Origin of the sequence: Vibrio sp. SG41-7, assembly GCF_014164465.1 — a bacterium.
Taxonomy (GTDB): domain Bacteria; phylum Pseudomonadota; class Gammaproteobacteria; order Enterobacterales; family Vibrionaceae; genus Vibrio; species Vibrio splendidus.
In genome coordinates this window covers 1-19158 of the sequence record NZ_JACJFF010000090.1, presented here as the reverse complement: position 1 = coordinate 19158, position 19158 = coordinate 1, and the positions used below count along the sequence as shown (strand labels likewise).

Sequence of the window (19158 nt, the reverse complement as noted above, 5' to 3'; positions counted from 1 at the left end):
GTCTAGGTCTAGGTCTAGGTCTAGGTCTAGGAAAGCATTATGAATAAAAAAAGACGCTTTAACGTTATCGTTAAAGCGTCTTTCGTTTTGTCTTGGTCTATGACTTAACTGTCAGACCAAGCAACTCGTTAGTAAATCATGACCATAATTTGCTAACGGTGAGTCTAATCACTATGCGTCAATGAATGCGTTCAGTGTTGAACTTGGACGCATTAGTGATGAAACCAATGCATCATCAAGTAGGTAATAACCACCTAAATCACCTGCAGGACCTTGAGCGTTGTTTAGCTCAGCAACAATAGCTTCTTCACTTTCAGCCAATTGACTTGCCACACCTGCAAACTCAGCAGCAAGGTCAGCGTCAACCGTTTGCTCAGCAAGCGCTTTAGCCCAGTATGCTGCTAAGTAGTAATGGCTACCACGGTTATCAAGCTCACCTACTCGACGTGAAGGAGATTTGTTTTTATCTAGGAACTCACCCGTCGCTTTATCAAGCGCGTCAGCTAGAACTTGTGCTTTAGCATTGCCAGTGACCACGCTTAGGTGCTCTAAAGATGCCGCTAATGCCAAGAATTCACCTAAAGAATCCCAACGCAGGTGGTTTTCTTTCTCTACTTGTTGCACGTGCTTAGGAGCAGAACCGCCAGCACCTGTTTCAAACAAACCGCCACCGTTCATTAGTGGAACAATCGATAGCATTTTAGCTGATGTACCAAGCTCTAGAATTGGGAACAAATCCGTTAGGTAATCACGTAATACGTTACCTGTAACAGAAATAGTATCTAGACCTTCTTTGATACGAACCAGTGAGTATTGCGTTGCTTCAAGTGGAGCAAGGATCTTGATTTCAAGACCATCAGTATCGTATTCAGGAAGGTAAGCTTCTACTTTCTTAATAAGCTGAGCGTCGTGTGCTCGAGCTGCATCTAACCAGAATACCGCAGGAACACCCGATGCACGAGCACGAGTAACCGCTAGCTTAACCCAATCTTGAATTGGTGCATCTTTAACCTGACACATACGGAAGATATCGCCTTCCTCTACGTCTTGCTCTAGAAGCACAGCGCCTGAAGCGTCAACAACTTGAACCTGACCAGCAGCTTCAAGGATGAAAGTCTTATCGTGAGAACCGTACTCTTCCGCTTTTTGAGCCATCAAGCCAACGTTTGGTACGCTACCCATCGTTGTTGGATCGAAAGCGCCGTTCTCTTTACAGAAATCAATAACCGCTTGGTAAATGCTCGCGTAGCTACGATCTGGGATCATTGCTTTGGTATCTTTTTGCTTACCTTCTGGATCCCACATTTGACCAGAAGAACGTAGCATTGCAGGCATAGATGCATCCACAATGATATCGCTTGGTACGTGTAGGTTAGTAATACCACGGTCCGAATCAACCATCGCTAGTGGTGGCTGAGTCTCGTATACCGCTTGCAGGTCAGCTTCGATTGCCTGTTTCTGATCTTGAGGAAGTGCAGCAATTTTTGCGTATACATCACCGATGCCGTTGTTAACATCAACACCTAGCTCTTCAAACAGTTGACCATGTTTAGCGAATACGTCTTTGTAGTAAACCTTAACCGCATGACCAAAGATCACAGGATCAGATACTTTCATCATCGTTGCTTTCATGTGAAGAGAAAGCAGTACACCTTGCTCTTTAGCCGATGCGATTTCTTTTTCGAAAAATGCAACCAAAGCGGCCTTATTCATCACTGATGCATCAATGATCTCTTTATCTTGCAGTGCAAAAGCTGACTTCAGTGTTTTCTTCGCGCCATCTTTACCTACAAACTCGATACTTACTTCAGTCGCACCATCGATTGTTGTCGATTTTTCGCTGCCGAAGAAGTCTTTGTCTTCCATGCTTGCAACATGAGACTTAGAATCTGCTGACCATGCACCCATTGAGTGTGGGTTTTTCTTCGCGTAGTTTTTAACTGAAAGTGGTGCGCGGCGATCTGAATTACCTTCACGCAATACTGGGTTTACTGCACTACCCTTGATCTTATCGTAAGTCGCTTTTACTGCTTTCTCTTCGTCAGTGTTTGCTTCTTCTGGGTAATTAGGAAGTGCGTAACCTTTTGACTGTAGCTCTTTGATCGTTACTTGAAGCTGAGGTACAGATGCCGAGATGTTTGGAAGCTTGATAATGTTCGCTTCTGGTGTCTTAGCCAATTCACCTAGTTCTGCTAATGCATCACCAATACGTTGCTCTTCGTTCAAATAGTCAGGGAAGTTGGCAATAATGCGCCCTGCAAGTGAAATGTCGCGAGTATCAACGTTAATACCAGAAGAAGCTGTAAAAGATTGAATGATTGGCAGCAGAGAGTATGTTGCTAGCGCCGGAGCTTCATCTGTAATGGTATAGATGATCGTTGGTTTTTCAGTAGGCATGAAATTTCCCTATAGTTCTTACAAGCTCATTTAAAATAGTGAGCATGTTATAAATTGACCAGTAAGCCACTCAAAGAGTGAAAACTGCTTACTCGATAGTCGTACTCTATCTTATTTTTCATGCAATCTTGATGACAGCATGAACCAAATCCGTGAGTGCTTTGTTTTAATAAAAGAGCCAGTTATAATAAAACACGAAGGTATAATTAAACAAATCAGGCTTAAGAGTCCATCAACTTGTTCTATTTTGTGTCTTTTAGGCGCGCAAATGATAGCTCAATTCCGTTTCAGTGAAAACTTTTCAGCACACTTCGTTTACATTTTTGCAAGGTAGTTAACATGTCTACTCGCTCACGCAGCGCATCTCGTTCAGACAAACCAGCTCGTGCTGGTGCAACATTAAAACAAAGCGGTAATAGACAAAACCGAAGCAGTGATAAAAATAACACGGGTAGTTCGCATAAAAAATCGCACTCGAGTAAGCACCGACATAAAAGCAAACCTACCAACGTGAAACCTAAGGTGGCAATCGAAGATCGCAAAGTCATTTTGTTCAACAAGCCTTTCGATACTCTCAGCCAGTTCACTGATGGCGAAGGCAGGAAAACACTCGCCGACTTTATTCCGGTTAAAGATGTTTACGCGGCGGGTCGACTTGATCGCGACAGCGAAGGATTAATGGTCTTGACCAATGATGGCATCTTCCAAGCTAAGTTAACTCAGCCAAACTCAAAATCACCAAAGACTTACTGGGTGCAGGTTGAAGGCGCACCTTCTGAGGAAGATTTAGATAAATTGAGAAAAGGCGTGGAGCTAAAAGACGGCATGACACTGCCTGCTCAGGTTGAGGTGATGTCTGAACCAGTTGTGTGGGAAAGAACCCCTCCAGTGCGTTTCAGAGCCGCAATACCGACAACATGGTTAGCGATTACTATCATTGAAGGGCGTAACCGTCAGGTGAGACGAATGACAGCAAATATCGGCTTCCCTACCCTGCGACTTATTCGCTATTCGATGGGGAATATGAACGTGGGTCAGCTTCAACCAGGTGAGTGGAAAGAAATTTAACTCATCGTGATATAAAAAGGCGAGACATTAATTATGCCTTGCCTTTTTGTATATGAAGATTAATTACTCTTGATCAATCATCCATTTACGGAATTCTTTGCGCTCATTTTTAGAAGCTTTTAGATACCAAGCTTTCAATTGCTCGACATTTTGAGCTTCTGTTGGCGCTGTTTTCGTTTGAGTTTTGGCTTCATTTTCTACAACCATTCCTGTTGCCACAGGAACTAGAGCCACGGCGTCAGCCGGTTTATCAAGCAACACACCATCCTTGAAGTAGATCGCATTACTTTCATTATACTCAACCAACCGAGAGTCTAACCCGCCAAAAGGTGCAAAACCAGGTTTACGCTCAATGACATTCTGTTGATATTTGATTGCCACTTCATCTTGTACAACATTCCATGAAGGATTTCCGCTTTCGAAGACCTTCTCTGCTTCAATATAACTACGCGCTTTTGGGGACTTAATTTTTACTTCATCACCGGTAACATTAAAGCTCAATATATAAGGCGCTGAAGAGTATACTCCACTATTACCAAATTTTTTATCAAAGCGAACAACAACTTGGTTAAAACCCTCATTGATTTGATTATCACTGATTTTGCTTTCAGCAGCTTGCCCATTAATAAATAGAATGGACACTCCATTTTGTGGTGTTAAAGTCGCAGCACTTACACTGCCGACTACGGTTGCAAGCAACCCTAATGCTAACCATGCTTTCTTCATTGTTGTTCTCATCCCAGAATAAATAAAATGACCTAACATACTCTTTATATTAACAAAAAAGCCACCCGAAGGTGGCTTATTTATCTACAAATAGGTTAAGCAGTCAATTAAAATGACGCTTCAACACCAATAGCTAAAGCAGTACCAGTGTCACGGTCAGAGCTTTCACCGCCAACTTCAACGTAAGTATTAGTGTTAGGAGCTACTGCGTAAGTAGTATTCACAAACCAGTTATCAGCATCTTTAGAGCTATCGTCATGGTTACCAAATGAATAACCACCGTTGAATCCCCAAAGTCCCATCGTGTAACCAGCTGCAAAAGCAATCACGGTATTATCATCGTTAGCAGCATCAGACGTTGTGGCGTAATATGCAGTAGATAAGTAAGTGTTTTCAATACCAGAGTATACTAATTCTGCGCCGTAACCTTGGTGGTCAACTTTAGCTGTGTATGGAGAAGTGGCTGTGGCTTCCAATTCTTGCTGTCTTTCAGCATCTACACTTGTATTTGACATGAAACCAGAAATATCAAAATCAGCTAAACGATAACCGAGACGCATGTCCATGTAATCTGTGTCGCTACCAGGGTTTTCCTCGTTGTCTGAACCATCAACTTTATCTTGAACATAACCTGCAGTCACATATAGATCTCCGTTATCAAAGTCATAACGGATACCTTCATCACCACATTCGTTTGTAGTGTTATCTAGGTAAGTCTTAATACCAAATGCTTCATCTGATCCGATACCAAGATCGTCAACTGCAGTACAAAGGCGACCAAATTTAATTGAACCAAAAGTTTTGTGGTATGCAGCTACATATGTATCGCCGTTTTTAGTATTTTCTGAGTTAGCTTGATCAGAGCCGTTGAATTCCCAAAATGCGCCTACAGTCCAGTCGCTGTTTACAGCATAACGCACATCAAAGCCAAAATCGGCATCTTCGATAACTTGCTCCATTGAGCTAGTAGTTAAAGAGTTTTTGTACACAACTTCGATATCGCCTTTAAGGCCTACAGTTACGTCATCTTGGTTGTAAATTTCGATAGCTGCATTTGCTGAACCTGCCGCAGTCATTACTGCTAGCGCTAAAAGAGTCTTTTTCATAATAAATCCACTGCCTTTTCTAAGAATGGGAGATCCTTGCCCGGTTCCCTTTTATTTTTATGCCTGGTCATTACCAATCTTTGTTGGTTAATCACCGTCACTAAATTTCGAGGTCTAGATTGCAAAAGATTATCCTGCGTGTCAAATAAACTAAAAATAAACCTAAAAAAAACACAAATCAATCAAAATCAATCACTTACATTTTTTTTCATTGTTTTACGAGCAAGTTACCCTTAGTTTTACCAGGAAATACAACAATCCAAAAAAAGAACAAAACAGAATTAACAACCAAAAATATTCTACAAAGCGACCAAGAACCAGAACTTTACACCTGCAACCAAGTCTTTTTTAATATTTATATTTCACAGCATAAATAAAATCGTTAAGTTCCTGAAGGTTCAGTTTTTTTTTGTGAACGAGATCTACCTTTGATTCAAAAGCCAGCTATTTCACCGTAAATGTACCGACTAGTGATATGTGCTACTATCCTCGCTCCGTTAAGTAGGTCACAGTATGCTAACTACTAAAATTCAAAAATCTATTCGCACCAGTTATCAAAACCTCCAAGATCAGTTGGACAACTTTGTACCTCGACGTGCTCAAAATTACCTTGTTGCAGAAATAGCGAAGACACTTTGTGGTCAATACCACAAAAGTAATCGCATGATTGTTGCAGAAGCGGGGACAGGGATCGGGAAATCACTGGCTTATTTAATGGCTACTATTCCTGTCGCTGTGCTCAATAATCGAAAAATAGTTATATCGACGGCCACGGTTGCGCTACAAGAGCAGCTCGTCAATAAAGATCTCCCTCTATATAGAAGACTGACTGATCGAGAGTTTTCTTTTATATTAGCGAAAGGAAGACAGCGTTATTGTTGCTCCGAGAAGTTAGCCGTTGCTTGTGGGCTTGATGGTGGACAAATTGATGGCGGACAAATGGCAATGTTCGAATCTAAGCCGAAGAAAAAGGATATCGACCAACTTCAAACCATGTACCGCAGCCTAACCCAAGGTAAATGGGATGGTGACCGTGATTCGTGGCCAAAACCCATCGACAACATGATTTGGCAGATGATTGTCAGTGATAAGCACAGCTGTAACAACAGTATGCCTACGCATAGAGACTGCCCTTTCCAGAAAGCTCGCTTAGAGCTAGATAAAGCAGACGTGATCATCGCCAATCACAGTTTAGTGATGGCTGATGCAGACTTAGGCGGCGGCGTGATACTGCCTGAACCAGAAAATAGCATCTATATATTCGATGAAGCTCACCATTTACCGCATGTAGCCAGAGATCACTCTTCTGCGGCTGCGAGTTTAAAAGGCGCGGCGTCATGGTTGGAGCGTTTGAATCAATCAATCACTAAGCTTTCAGGTCTCGCCGACGAAAAGCGTGTTCATCGATTTCGAAATGAGCTGCAAGACTCAGTGCAACAGCTGATCCCTACCCTGACTCAAATGAGTAAACAGTTTGACGCTAATCACTTTGAAGACGGCTTGTATCGCTTCGAACATGGCGACTTACCTGAGTGGCTTGAGAATGAATCTAAAGATCTTAAGCAGCTCACACAAAAGGCGAGCCAAGCCGTTGCGAAGATTGCAGACCTGATTGCAGAACGAGTTAAAGACGGAGAACTTTCAGCAAAGCTTGCAGAGCCTGCACTTGCAGAAATTGGCTTCTATATACAAAGAACAGAGAACCTTGCCCAAGTTTGGCGCTTAATGGCTGAACCGAAGAGAGAAAAAGGCGCTCCTTTGGCTCGTTGGCTCGAACTGAATAAAGAGAGTGAAGGCGACTTCGTTGTTAATGTTTCGCCACTAGAGGTGGGTTGGCAACTCGACCAGCAAATCTGGAGCCGCTGTGTTGGTGCCGTATTAGTATCTGCGACCATGAGAGCGCTCAACTCTTTTAGCTTTTTCTGTCATCAAGCAGGTATCAGCCAAAAAGTAGAAGATGGCGTACAGTTTTTGGCTTTGGCATCACCGTTTGATTACCAGAGTCAAGCTGAGTTGATTGTTCCGGCAATGAAGTACGAACCACAAGCACCTCAGTTTACCGAATATCTTATTGAAATTTTGCCTAAGGTAATAGAAGACAAAAAAGCCAATCTCGTTCTATTCTCTTCTTACTGGCAAATGAACAAAGTTGCAGAGGCGTTAGCAACAGATTTCGTTAAAAAATCATGGGAATTGCAGGTTCAAGGTGATACTTCACGCTCTGAAATCCTAAAAAAACATAAAAAGCTAATAGACCAAGGTAAAACCAGCGTTCTTTTTGGAACTGGCAGCTTTTCTGAGGGTCTTGATCTACCTGGTGAGCTTCTTGAAAACCTAGTTATTACCAAGATTCCTTTTGGTGTTCCTACCTCTCCCGTAGAGCAAGCACACTCAGAATATATTGAATCACGCGGTGGTAACCCTTTTATGCAGATTACTGTTCCAGATGCGAGTAAAAAGCTTATTCAATCTGTGGGTAGACTACTGCGTAAGGAAAGAGATTCTGGTAAAGTCACGATCCTTGATAGACGCATAGTCACGAAGCGATACGGGAAATCCCTACTCGATTCGCTACCGCCTTTTAAAAGAACAATAAAATACTAATTTTACTGCCCCCAAGGTAGTTATGGGCCTGTCATCGCTAGGCCCTTGCATTCACAACCCAACATGACTAATCCATTGATTATTCATGTGGCTGCCCTAACAGCCGATAACGAGAACACTAGCTATTTATGGAAATGATTGAGCCAACCATGTTGGTCATACTTGCCTTGGTTGCATTTGCAGCAGGCTTTATCGATGCTGTCGCCGGTGGCGGAGGGATGTTAACCGTCCCAGCTTTGCTATCGCTTGGTTTACCGCCACATATTGCACTCGGAACTAATAAGCTGGCCGCAACGTTTGCCTCATCAACTGCAGCTTTTACTTACTATCGTAAGAAACTGTTCAAACCTGAATGTTGGACCAATGCATTCATATCGACATTAATAGGTGCAACAATCGGCACCCTGACTGTTGATGCTATTAGTACAGAGTGGTTAGAGAAGGTATTGCCATTAGTTATTCTTGCCGCTGCTGTCTATACCATTTTTCATAAAACTCCGGATGTGAGCCATAATGTGTCTCCTAAACCGTGTCCGGTACTTAAAAGAAAACAAAAGTACCAAGGATTCATTCTTGGCTTTTATGATGGTGTTGCAGGCCCAGGTACTGGCGCGTTTTGGACGGTGAGTTCTATGGCGCTTTATCGCTTAAATATCTTACTGGCTTCTGGTTTGTCTAAAGCGATGAACTTCACTAGCAACTTCACCTCTTTGGTGACCTTTGCGATTCTCGGTCATATTGATTGGGTTCTAGGTTTAACCATGGGGCTTTGTTTGATGGCTGGTGCATTTGTTGGAGCACACTCTGCTATTCGCTTTGGTGCTACATTTATACGACCTGTCTTTGTGACTGTTGTGAGTGTCCTTGCGATTAAACTGGCTTACGAAGCGTGGTTTGTAAACTTATAGCCACCAGCCAATGGGAAGCGAAATGAACCATTTTTCAAATCTTAAAAGTGTACTGGATACCTTAATTGGGCACAGTTCTCAGGTCGACAAAGCCCGTGGTGCTTATCATCAAGCCTTGTTTGACCGAACCTTATTTAAGTGCAGCTCTTCTATTTTACTGCCCTACGCTCTTGAAACTCAAACAACGTACAACACCATTATTCGTGAACAAGCGACAAATCAACTGACCGCATCTCGGGCCAACTACCTGACGGAAAAACTGACTAACCAGATAGCTGCAATCCAAAGGGAGCTCGCTAACCATGATTTACGCTTAGACCGAAAAAGTAAGTCAGGCAAGAATCTCAACGACCTATACAACGAACTCGCTCAGCACCAAGATTGGCAAAAACGACTGGTCGATTTAGTACGAGTACGAAAGTTAGCGTTTGATTCTGCGCCTCGCCACAGTAAGAAAAAAGCGGACGAGGCTTGGCAATTAGCAAAAGAACGATTAGAACGCTGTGAAGACTCAATGAAAAATATTGAGAGACTGATTAACTTAGAGAACCCTAAGCGAAATGAACACTGATAACACATCATCACCACTGGATAATGCGCCAGAAGAAGTTAAGTTAGCTGTCGACCTGATCTATCTGCTCGAAAGCAACGAAATCGACCCAAAAGTGGCGTTAGAAGCAATTAAGATTGTCCAACAAGATTTACAAGCCAAACTAGCATCTAGCATCTAGCATCTAGCATCTAGCATAAAAACATACAGGATTCACATGTACCAACTTAGCTTTTCTATGCCCGAATTTCTTGAAAACTACTGGCATAAAAAACCAACCATCTTAAAAGGTGGCTTCCAAAACTTCGTCGACCCAATTTCGCCGGAAGAACTTGCTGGTTTATCGATGGAAGAAGAAGTGGATTCTCGCTTTGTCTCTAACCTCAACAACCAATGGACTGCAGAACATGGTCCATTCTCCGAAGAGAAATTTGGCGAGCTAACTGAAACACATTGGCAATTGATCGTTCAAGCAGCGAACCACTGGCACCAAGGTGCAAATCAGCTGACAGAAGCGTTCCAAGCTTTACCAAACTGGTTATTCGACGACCTGATGATTTGCTACTCGGCACCTGAAGGCGGCGTAGGCCCACATATTGATCAATACGATGTATTCATCATTCAAGGTCAAGGTAAACGTCAGTGGAAGGTTGGCGCGAAAGATGTGGGCCAATACAAAGAGACCGTTCAAGCTTCTGCACTTCGTCAAATCGAAGGTTTTGAACCGATCATTGATGAAACCTTAGAGCCGGGCGATATCCTTTATATCCCACCGGGTTTCCCGCATGAAGGGAACACGTTAGAGCCGTCAATGAGCTACTCTATTGGCTATCGCTCTCCTAAAGAACAAGAGCTGATCAGCAACTTCGCCGATTTTGTGCTTGCTCATGATATGGGTGACGTACACCTGCACGATCCAGAATTTAAAACGCAAGAAGGCTACGGCAAGATTCGTTCATCGGATTTAAGCAATCTCACTGACATGTTGAAATCTGCACTAGAACAACCTGAAACCATCAGTGAATTCATGGGATGTTTGCTAAGCCAATCACGCCACCAGCTTGATATCGTCGCTCCTGAGCCATTATGGACAGAAGAAGAGATCGCTCAGCACTTAGAGTCAGAAGGCGAGATCTGTCGAGTATCGGGCTTAAAAGCGCTCTACCATGAGAATGAAAGCAACACGGCTTACATCAATGGTGAAGTGGTCAAGGTTGAAGAAGCGGATTCATCGCTACTAAACGTACTGTGTGATGACTCGGTGATTAACTCAGCAACCACTTTGACTCCTTCAGGTGTCACTGTCGTGACTGAATTGGTAAACAAAGGTTACTGGTTTATCGAAGACTAACTTCGTTAATCGGTTTCGGTGGATATCATCGAGATCTCAAACCTTAGAACCTAAGAAAAACAAAAAAGGGACAAATGAAATCTTCATTTGTCCCTTTTTCGATTCAACCGTTAGCTAAACTTAAATAGCCAAACCGTGAACAACTAGACCTTAAACTGATTCACCAGCTTTTTCTGCTGCTGAGGCTCTCGGTCAATTTTTAAGCGTTTTTCTAACAAAAACTTACTTCACATCATCGAAAAAAACTTGAAGATTAATTAGTTGCACCTAAACTGAAAAACATACGAAGCTCATAATCAAAGGAATTAGTTGTGCGTTCATTTTTTGTTATTTACCTCTTCATAACACTTTCTGGCTGCTCTAGTTATGGCAGTATCGAAAATGAAAGATTGCAATATAACACTGATGTTACTGAACTCTATTCTTTTGGCGGTAACTTCCAAAAACGTGAGGCTGGAGAGTACACTGTCGTTGTAGCAATGTCCGGAGGTGGCACACGAGCAGCGGCACTCTCCTATGGCGTATTGAAAGGGCTCAAAGAGACGCAAATTAATCTCGATAATAGTGACGATACGCTACTCGAAGAGGTTGATATTATGAGCGCCGTTTCTGGTGGCAGCTTCACAGCGGCTTATTATGGCCTCTACGGTGACAAGATATTTACTGATTTCGAAAAAGATTTCTTGTACAACGATGTAGGAAGTGACCTTTTTTGGCGCATCCTAAACCCTAGACGATGGTTTTCTTCCTCTGGTAGAACAGAAGAAACGATGGCTTACTACCAAAATCAACTTTTCAATAATGCAACTTTCGCAGATTTTGACCCATTAAATAGTCCACTTGTTATCATTAATGCTACCGACTTAAGCCAAGGTGTACGCTTTTCGTTTACTCAAGAGTACTTCAACCTACTTTGTGCAGACATCTCATCTTATCCTATTGCAAGCGCAGTAACGGCTTCATCAGCCGTTCCAATCATGTTTAACCCAGTCGTCCTCGAAAATCACTCAGGGTGTGGCAATCAGGCTCTATTTAATTTAAACAGTCAAGACGAAACTAATCATTTTACTGTATCCCTCATAGAAGGCCTTAATAACTACTCCAATAAAAATGATAAGAAGTATGTCCATTTGGTCGATGGTGGATTAGCAGACAACCTTGGTCTACTTGCTATTTATGACATAATGAACTTGAGTGATAAACGGTACGTCAACCGAATTCGCTCTAAAGTTAAACCACATCTAATTGCTATATCCATCGATGCTTCTGCATCGCCAACGTCTTCGATGGATCACTCAACTAAAGAACCAAGTCTATCTGAAACCATTGGCTTTATGACGGATGTGCAAGTTCATAGGCTCAATGAAGTATCAAAAGCTCTTTACCTAAGCGAGCTTAAAAAGTTAGAGACTAAAAGAAACGTCACTACCTATTTTGTTAATATTAACCTCAATAACACTGACGACCCCGAGTTTAAGAAGTACCTTAATAATATTCCAACAGACCTAGAGCTAGAAGCAGAGCAGGTCGATATTTTAATTGCAGAAGGAGTTAAGCAACTAAAAAACCATCCTGAGATCGCCCGTTTTCTAAACAACATAGATTCTAAATGATAAAGTTCGTGACTTCTCACCACCCTGTCAGATGATGCTTCTTGTTTCGCAGACAATAGCTCGAAACATTGAGTCTTACGTAAGCCTCCACGCCGACAGGACCGTCCAGCCACGTTTTGTTTGTTTTACCCATTCCGGGTTACTTAATCGGTGCAGGCCTATCTAGTTACATCGCACAACGTCGCTCTGAGCGCCGCGCACTGAATGTCGGCCTAGTGTCGATCTTAGTAGGCTCAGCAGTGGTGTTAATACCGGGTCTATTCGGTCAAACAACAGCATTAACTTTGATTGGCGGTGCAACGATTTACTTCTTGGGCGCTGGTATCCTATTTCCAGCCGCAACAACAGGGGCACTGTCGCCATTCCCATACCATGCTGGTACAGGAGGAGCGATCTTAGGTGGCATGCAGAACCTAGGTGCTGGTATCGCAACACTATTGGCATCGTTCTTCCCGGCTCAAGACCAGTTGCCACTCGGTTGCTTGATGATCGTAATGTCATTTATCGTTATGCTTGGTTTACGTTGGGTCAATCGTAAACCTGACCACTCAAACGAAATGCCATTAGCTATCTAAAGTAAAACTCGAACCCTACCCAAACAACGAAGAGGGACATACTGAAAAGTGTGTCCCTTTTTTGTTTCGCATTTATTCCTTCCACTCTCACGTATCAGCAATCTCATTTAACATTACTTTGATTTTTTGAAAACAATAACAGACACTTACGCTGAAAGTGCATATCCAGAATCCAATTATAAATAACATCACTGGAAGAAACCTAACCAACAAAGGATGCTGGCATTAAAACGAGTAAGGTGCACACTAAGGATATAAAGATGCGTTTCGCTTTAACCACATTAGCCGTATCGGTCGCGCTTGTCGCCGGATGCAGCAATCAAGGAATAACAACCATGAACCACTACTCTCCATCGCAACTTGTCGCCCAGCAAACACAAGCTCCTGTTGCTAAGAAAGTCCCTCATGCAATGACGATTAATGGTGATACCCGAATCGACGATTACTACTGGATGCGCGATGATGAACGCCAAGACCCAGAGATCTTGAAACAACTTGAGCAAGAGAATCAGTACGCAGATACGGTGCTTAAACATACAGAAGCGGCACAAAAACAATTATTTGAAGAGATCAAAGGGCGAATCGCAAAAGACGACAATTCAGTACCGGTTCGCAAAGGCAGCTACTTCTATTCGAATGAAGTCACAGGTGACAACGAATACCCCGTTCACTTACGTGCAAAAGACTTTGCAGGCGCAGACAAGCAAATCATTTTAGACGTTAACGCACTGGCAAAAGAACATGAATTCTTCAGTGTTGGTGGCTTGACGATCAGTCCAAACGAAAACTTGTTGGCCTATGGCGAAGATACGCTTAGCCGCCGAATCTACACCATCAAGATTAAAGACCTCACGACAGGTGAATATCTGAAAGATGAAATTGAAGGTGCCTCGAGTGCAATTGCATGGCAAAACGACAACCAAGCCTTCTACTACATCAAGAAAGATCCACAAACATTGCTGGGTTACCAAGTTTTACGACATGTATTGGGCACATCTCAGACAAGCGATGAGCTAATCTACGAAGAAACCGACAGCGCTTACTACACCTCTTTGAGTAAAAGCAAAGACGGTGAACAGGTCTACATTTGGCACTCGAGCACTGAAACCAGTGGTGTTTCGATCATTGATGCCAACAACCCAAACGCGAAAGCAAAACCTTTCTACCCACGAGAGACTGGCATCGAGTACAGCATCGCTAAGCTAGATGATTGGTATTACATCGACACCAACTACCAAGCCGTCAACTTCCGTTTAATGAAAGTAAACACAGCAGACATGCATGACCGTTCAAAATGGGTCGACGTCATCCCAGCAGACGACGACACTCAACTTGTCGATTTCGAACTGTTTGATGACCATCTTGTTTACGAGCAACGTGCGAATGGCTTGTCTACAGTGAAAGTTCGCCAACTCTCAACAGGCAACGAGTTCCCACTTGAATTTAACGACACCGCATTTGCCGCTTACCTAACGAGTAACTATGAATTAGATAACTCAAAAGTTCGTATCTATTACAGCAGCTTAACTACGCCAGGTACTTACTATGATTTCGATCTAAGTACAGGTGAATCTGAGCTAATGAAGCAGACACCCGTATTAGGTGATTTCGAAGCGGATAACTACCAATCAGAGCGAATCATGGTAACGGCTCGCGATGGTCAACAAGTTCCTGTGTCTTTGGTTTATCGTAAAGATCTATTCAAGAAATACGGTACAAACCCTATCTACCAATACGGCTACGGCTCTTACGGCCACACAATCGAACCAACCTTTGGATCGGCTCGCCTCAGCTTACTTGATCGCGGATTCGTTTATGCTATCGCACATATCCGAGGTTCAGAGATGCTTGGTCGCCCTTGGTATGAAGATGGCAAGAAACTGACCAAACAAAACACGTTCAACGACTTTATTGATGTAACCAAAGGGCTTGTTGAAGAAGGTTACGGTGCTAAGGATAAAGTATTTGCGGTAGGCGGGTCTGCTGGCGGCCTATTGATGGGCGCAATCGTCAACCAAGCACCAGAACTTTACCGTGGTATTGGTGCACATGTTCCGTTTGTAGACGTGGTGACGACTATGCTTGATGAATCGATTCCTCTCACCACAAACGAGTATGACGAATGGGGCAACCCCAACGATAAAACCTACTACGATTACATGCTAGGTTACTCACCATATGACAATGTGAAAGTTCAAAGCTACCCGAACATGTTAGTAACAACAGGCCTGCATGACTCACAAGTACAGTACTTTGAACCAATGAAGTGGGTGGCGAAACTGCGTGAAATGAAAACAGACAATAATGTGTTGTTGTTCAAAACCGATATGGAAACTGGTCACGGCGGGGCTTCTGGTCGCTTCAAAAGATTGAAAGAAGACGCACTTGAATACGCGTTCTTTTTAGACTTACTAAAAACTCAGTAGACTCAGCGTAACTGTAGGTATTCACACAATTTAACGTCGCCATTTAGTCTTTATAAAGTGGCGACAGAAATTATTAAGCATGGTTAAATACCATTCACCATGAAATCCACCAAATCAACAAACCCTTGATAAACAAGCAAGCACAAGGGTTTACGAGAGGTATAAAAACAAATGAAAGTCATTAGCTTCAACATAAATGGCCTTAGAGCCCGTCTTCACCAACTGCAAGCTATTATCGATAAGCACCAACCCGACGTGATTGGTCTGCAAGAGATAAAAGTGCACGATGAAGCCTTCCCATTAGCCGATGTTGAAGCAATGGGTTACAAGGTTTACTTCCACGGCCAAAAAGCGCACTACGGTGTAGCAATGCTGTGTAAGCAAGAACCAATTTCTGTACAGAAAGGCTTTCCTACAGACAATGAAGATCATCAAAAGCGCATGATCATGGCGACGTTTGAAGATGAAAATGGTGAGAAGGTCACTGTGCTAAATGGTTACTTCCCTCAAGGAGACAACATTAAGCATGAAACCAAATACCCGTACAAGCGTGAGTTCTACAAAGACTTAATGACGTACCTGAACGATTACCACAACAAAGATGAACAAGTGATCGTAATGGGCGACATTAATATCAGCCCTACCGATATTGATATCGGTATTGGTGAACCTAATGCGAAACGTTGGTTGAAAACAGGTAAGTGTTCTTTCCAACCAGAAGAGCGCGAATGGTTGAAAACACTGATGGATTGGGGTTTTGTGGACAGCTTCCGTTTACTACACCCTGAAGTGAACGATCAATACTCGTGGTTTGATTACCGCTCAAAAGGCTTCGTGGACAACCGTGGCCTGCGCATTGATGTGGTCCTCGCAACTCAAAAGCTTGCTGACAAATGTACTGAAGCTGGCATCGATTACAAACTGCGTGGTATTGAGAAACCGTCTGATCACGCTCCGATTTGGTCGACGTTTAAATAGTTATTTTTAGGTAACAAAACTTAGCCAGATCAAGCAGCAAACAAATAGTACTCACAACGCTGATCAGAAGCTAATAAGGAAAGAGAGGAGATAATATCCCCTCTCTTTTTTATATCGTATGGTCTAGTTCAGCGGCCAAGCAGTCGTGCCATCAACATCCAGCGCTGCCTTGGCAAACTCGTCTAAACAATACCCTTGATTAGATGATGCAAAATATGTCAAAGGCATGTTACTTAGACTAAGAGCCGTGACTTGTTGCTTCGCTTTATCACTGAAACTGAACCCCCACATGTCTAAGTATTGCGTCATATTCCGTTCTGCAACGTAACTCAATGCGATAAGCAACCAATCATTGTTTGTAATATCTACCGCTTCTTGTCTCGTATAATCTGAAAAACCAATCGAGCCTTTTCGATCGTTCCAAAGTTCATCACCGCCTTTCAAGCGATTAAACTCTCTCTCAATCAAGTGCAAGCGCCCTAATAAATGCCAACCCGAATTCAATACACCCTGCTGCTCTGCAAGCATCATCATTTGAATGTAGATACGAGCTCCCCAACTCCAACCAGTTTGATTTTGAGCCGCCATAAAAGCATTTGGATCAGGTTGAGCCCGGCTCTGCTGTAAAAGCCGATACTGCCCTTTAAAATCTAAGCCTTGGCAAGAAGATACCTTTCCGGTGTCTTTGTAGTATTTTGATTTGCTAAAATACGAATAGTAGTTGGTTGTTGAATGACCATCCCATCCAGAAAATCTGAAACGACCTCTCTCTAAGCCATGCCCTAACTCATGAAGATCACCATGCCCTAACGGGTGAAAAGACCAGTAAGCATCGTAAGGATTTCCTGAACAGCCGTAACCACAGTTCGCTTGATCGGCATTCATGTGCTTCACGATATCAATGTTCGCGATTTCCCAGCCCTTTGCCTCACCGTATTGATGTACTTCAGTAATTTCATCAATCCCAGGACCTCTAAAACCTGCAAGCGCATGAGGAAAGTTATGTACATAACGCTCAGTGGCGAGTGCCATATCATGCGGCTGCGCCCAATCTGAGGCACCGATAGACTCTTTCATCTTGTCTAGTTTAGAATGGACTTCGAACCCAGGTGTAACCAACTCGGCCCAATCAAACTTTCCTTCTTCAAGCTGGGCGACAAAACTGTCGTTGTCGGCTTCACTTCGCCAAACAGGGTGTTGAGCAACATTCTCAAAACGCAGTTCAACATCAATATCATTGGTATCAAAATGAACCTGTAATGTTCCGCCATAGGCAGAAGTCAGATAAATCGTCTCTCCTGTTTTCACGGGATAGGTTACTGAGGTCAAAAACTTCGGCCTAGCATAGCCGTCATCGCCCGAAAATTCGTGAGTCGCGCCACTACGTAGGGTATTAAATGCTATCGATGTCGCCACCTCATTACTGTCCAAACGAGTCACTTTGATTGTCTTACCCGGCAAAGCATAAACACCAGCCGCACGAAAGTTTCTCTTAGACTCTAAGGAAATAAGCTTGGTGACCAACGGTACATTATCAAAACTCTTAGAGCTGAAATTACCTAAGCTTGGTTGCGCTGCATTATACAAACGGCTGTTGTATGTGGCGTAATCACTATAGTAAGAATGGAGAAACTCGATTCTCTCAGTTACGCCTTTACCCATCGGGTATTGAACATCTTGGCGATAACGATCAGCGAGTAACAGCAACAACTTTTCATATTCGTAATCATCGGTTGCAAACAGATCAATTTTTTTGCTATCAAGAGTCGTTAGGTGTGAACGAATACTGTTCGCAGCGGCATAGAACTCTTCATTCATGTTGGAATCGTCAGGACAAGATTTGTCATCACACGAATTCAGATCGACGGTGAAGCTGTTGTCTTTCAGTCGCTGTAAAAGCGCTTGTTGTTGAACAATATTATCCGGTATTCGATCTATCAGCTGTGTAGAATCCCAGTTCGATAAACCGAGCTTACGCCAATAGTTGTCGCCAACGTAAGTCATGTGCATTTCTGAAAATAGCGCGTTACCTAAGTCCGTCATGCCGCCATCAAGGTGTAGATATAACACTGGTATATTTTTATTGAACGCCAAGCGTAAACCCGTAATCACATCTTCAATGTCATCACCATCATTCAGCTTTTGAGACAAAACCAGTAAATCAGGGTTATTGTTTTCAATGCATTGACTCAACTTACCGCCATCACAAGTATTGTCGGCATTAATAACCATTGAAGGATTGATATTGCTAGTCAACCAGTTGCGCGTAGCTTGGTCGTCAGGAAAATAATGAGATTGATCGAGCTGAGCTAATACGACATTTTGTGGTGAATCATTATCAGCAGCCCACTTAACCAAGTTTTCTAGCCAAATATCCATCTCTTCGTTGACAGAATCTGGAAAGCGTTGCTTAGTTCGAAACGGGTTACTTGCCAATGCTGCATAGCGACTGTTATCTGACGTATAACCCGCGATACCAATGACAAGCTCTTGGTCGGAATACCCATCTTGCATCGCTTTATTGGTTTGCAAGATGACATCGTTAAAACCATAAGTTGGTAAGATAATTGCCGTATCGTGTGTTGGATCCCAATGAAGATTGCGTAAAGGCTCACCATCAGAGTTTTGTGATAGAGCTTGCTTAATGTGGTTGTAGTTCGAGTTGTATTCAGTAACTAACGCTTGGCTTGCATCAATGAATTCATTGGAGTCTGCTACATAAGAAGCGTCACCTGTGGACAACGCCTTTTGAACAGCAGTTTGTGGAACCGGAGTGATACCAGGCTCGCCACTTCCGCCGCCTTCATTACCTTCCCCTCCAGAACCTCCAGAACCTCCAGAACCTCCAGAACCTCC

Annotated in this window: 13 protein-coding genes and 1 pseudogene; 10 read left to right on the top strand and 4 right to left on the bottom strand. The window is 43.0% G+C overall.

Annotated elements, in window-relative coordinates:
* Window positions 1-171: 171 nt before the first annotated feature.
* Window positions 172-2397: an NADP-dependent isocitrate dehydrogenase gene (locus H5300_RS19430; protein WP_182796635.1), complete on the bottom strand. Its 2226-nt coding sequence runs from the start codon at window positions 2395-2397 to the stop codon at window positions 172-174.
* A gap of 339 nt (window positions 2398-2736) precedes the next feature.
* On the opposite strand from H5300_RS19430, the gene H5300_RS19425 reads away from it, so the two are divergent.
* Window positions 2737-3465, top strand: a complete 729-nt coding sequence (locus H5300_RS19425) for a pseudouridine synthase (protein WP_182796634.1) — start codon at window positions 2737-2739, stop codon at window positions 3463-3465.
* A gap of 63 nt (window positions 3466-3528) precedes the next feature.
* Here the strand turns inward: H5300_RS19425 and H5300_RS19420 are convergent, their stop codons facing one another.
* Both H5300_RS19420 and H5300_RS19415 read right to left on the bottom strand, forming a co-directional pair.
* On the bottom strand, window positions 3529-4191 hold the full coding sequence (locus H5300_RS19420) for a DUF2057 domain-containing protein (RefSeq protein WP_182796633.1): 663 nt from the start codon (window positions 4189-4191) through the stop codon (window positions 3529-3531).
* Between the two features lie 107 nt (window positions 4192-4298).
* The gene (locus H5300_RS19415) at window positions 4299-5297 is read right to left on the bottom strand and encodes a porin (RefSeq protein ID WP_182796632.1); all 999 of its coding nucleotides are present in this window, start codon (window positions 5295-5297) and stop codon (window positions 4299-4301) included.
* A gap of 513 nt (window positions 5298-5810) precedes the next feature.
* On the opposite strand from H5300_RS19415, the gene dinG reads away from it, so the two are divergent.
* From dinG to xthA, 9 genes and pseudogenes are all read left to right on the top strand, one after another.
* Complete coding sequence (gene dinG / locus H5300_RS19410; protein WP_182796631.1) at window positions 5811-7901, top strand: ATP-dependent DNA helicase DinG; 2091 nt, start codon at window positions 5811-5813, stop codon at window positions 7899-7901.
* A 128-nt stretch (window positions 7902-8029) separates the two neighbouring features.
* Window positions 8030-8809, top strand: coding sequence for a TSUP family transporter (locus tag H5300_RS19405; RefSeq protein ID WP_004736543.1), 780 nt, complete (start codon window positions 8030-8032; stop codon window positions 8807-8809).
* Window positions 8810-8831: 22 nt separating this feature from the next.
* A complete protein-coding gene (locus tag H5300_RS19400; protein ID WP_029405213.1) occupies window positions 8832-9380 on the top strand; it encodes a primosomal replication protein in 549 nt (182 codons plus the stop codon).
* Window positions 9370-9540 (top strand): pleiotropic regulatory protein RsmS, encoded by a 171-nt coding sequence (gene rsmS, locus H5300_RS19395; protein ID WP_004736541.1) that lies wholly within the window; start codon window positions 9370-9372, stop codon window positions 9538-9540. The genes H5300_RS19400 and rsmS overlap by 11 nt, the downstream gene beginning before the upstream one ends.
* Before the next feature lie 36 nt (window positions 9541-9576).
* Entirely contained in the window at window positions 9577-10710 is a 1134-nt protein-coding gene (locus H5300_RS19390; RefSeq protein ID WP_182796630.1) for a cupin domain-containing protein, read from the top strand.
* 311 nt (window positions 10711-11021) lie between these two features.
* The gene (locus tag H5300_RS19385; RefSeq protein WP_182796629.1) at window positions 11022-12323 is read left to right on the top strand and encodes a patatin-like phospholipase family protein; all 1302 of its coding nucleotides are present in this window, start codon (window positions 11022-11024) and stop codon (window positions 12321-12323) included.
* Between the two features lie 113 nt (window positions 12324-12436).
* Window positions 12437-12898 (top strand): annotated as a pseudogene (locus H5300_RS19380) (Bcr/CflA family drug resistance efflux transporter); the annotation flags it as partial.
* A 335-nt stretch (window positions 12899-13233) separates the two neighbouring features.
* On the top strand, window positions 13234-15324 hold the full coding sequence (locus H5300_RS19375; RefSeq protein WP_182796636.1) for a S9 family peptidase: 2091 nt from the start codon (window positions 13234-13236) through the stop codon (window positions 15322-15324).
* A 171-nt stretch (window positions 15325-15495) separates the two neighbouring features.
* The gene (gene xthA / locus H5300_RS19370; RefSeq protein ID WP_182796628.1) at window positions 15496-16302 is read left to right on the top strand and encodes an exodeoxyribonuclease III; all 807 of its coding nucleotides are present in this window, start codon (window positions 15496-15498) and stop codon (window positions 16300-16302) included.
* Window positions 16303-16425: 123 nt separating this feature from the next.
* On the opposite strand, the gene H5300_RS19365 is transcribed toward xthA, so the two are convergent.
* The coding region (locus H5300_RS19365) for an ImpA family metalloprotease (protein ID WP_259397789.1) at window positions 16426-19158 on the bottom strand (2733 nt) is incomplete at its 5' end.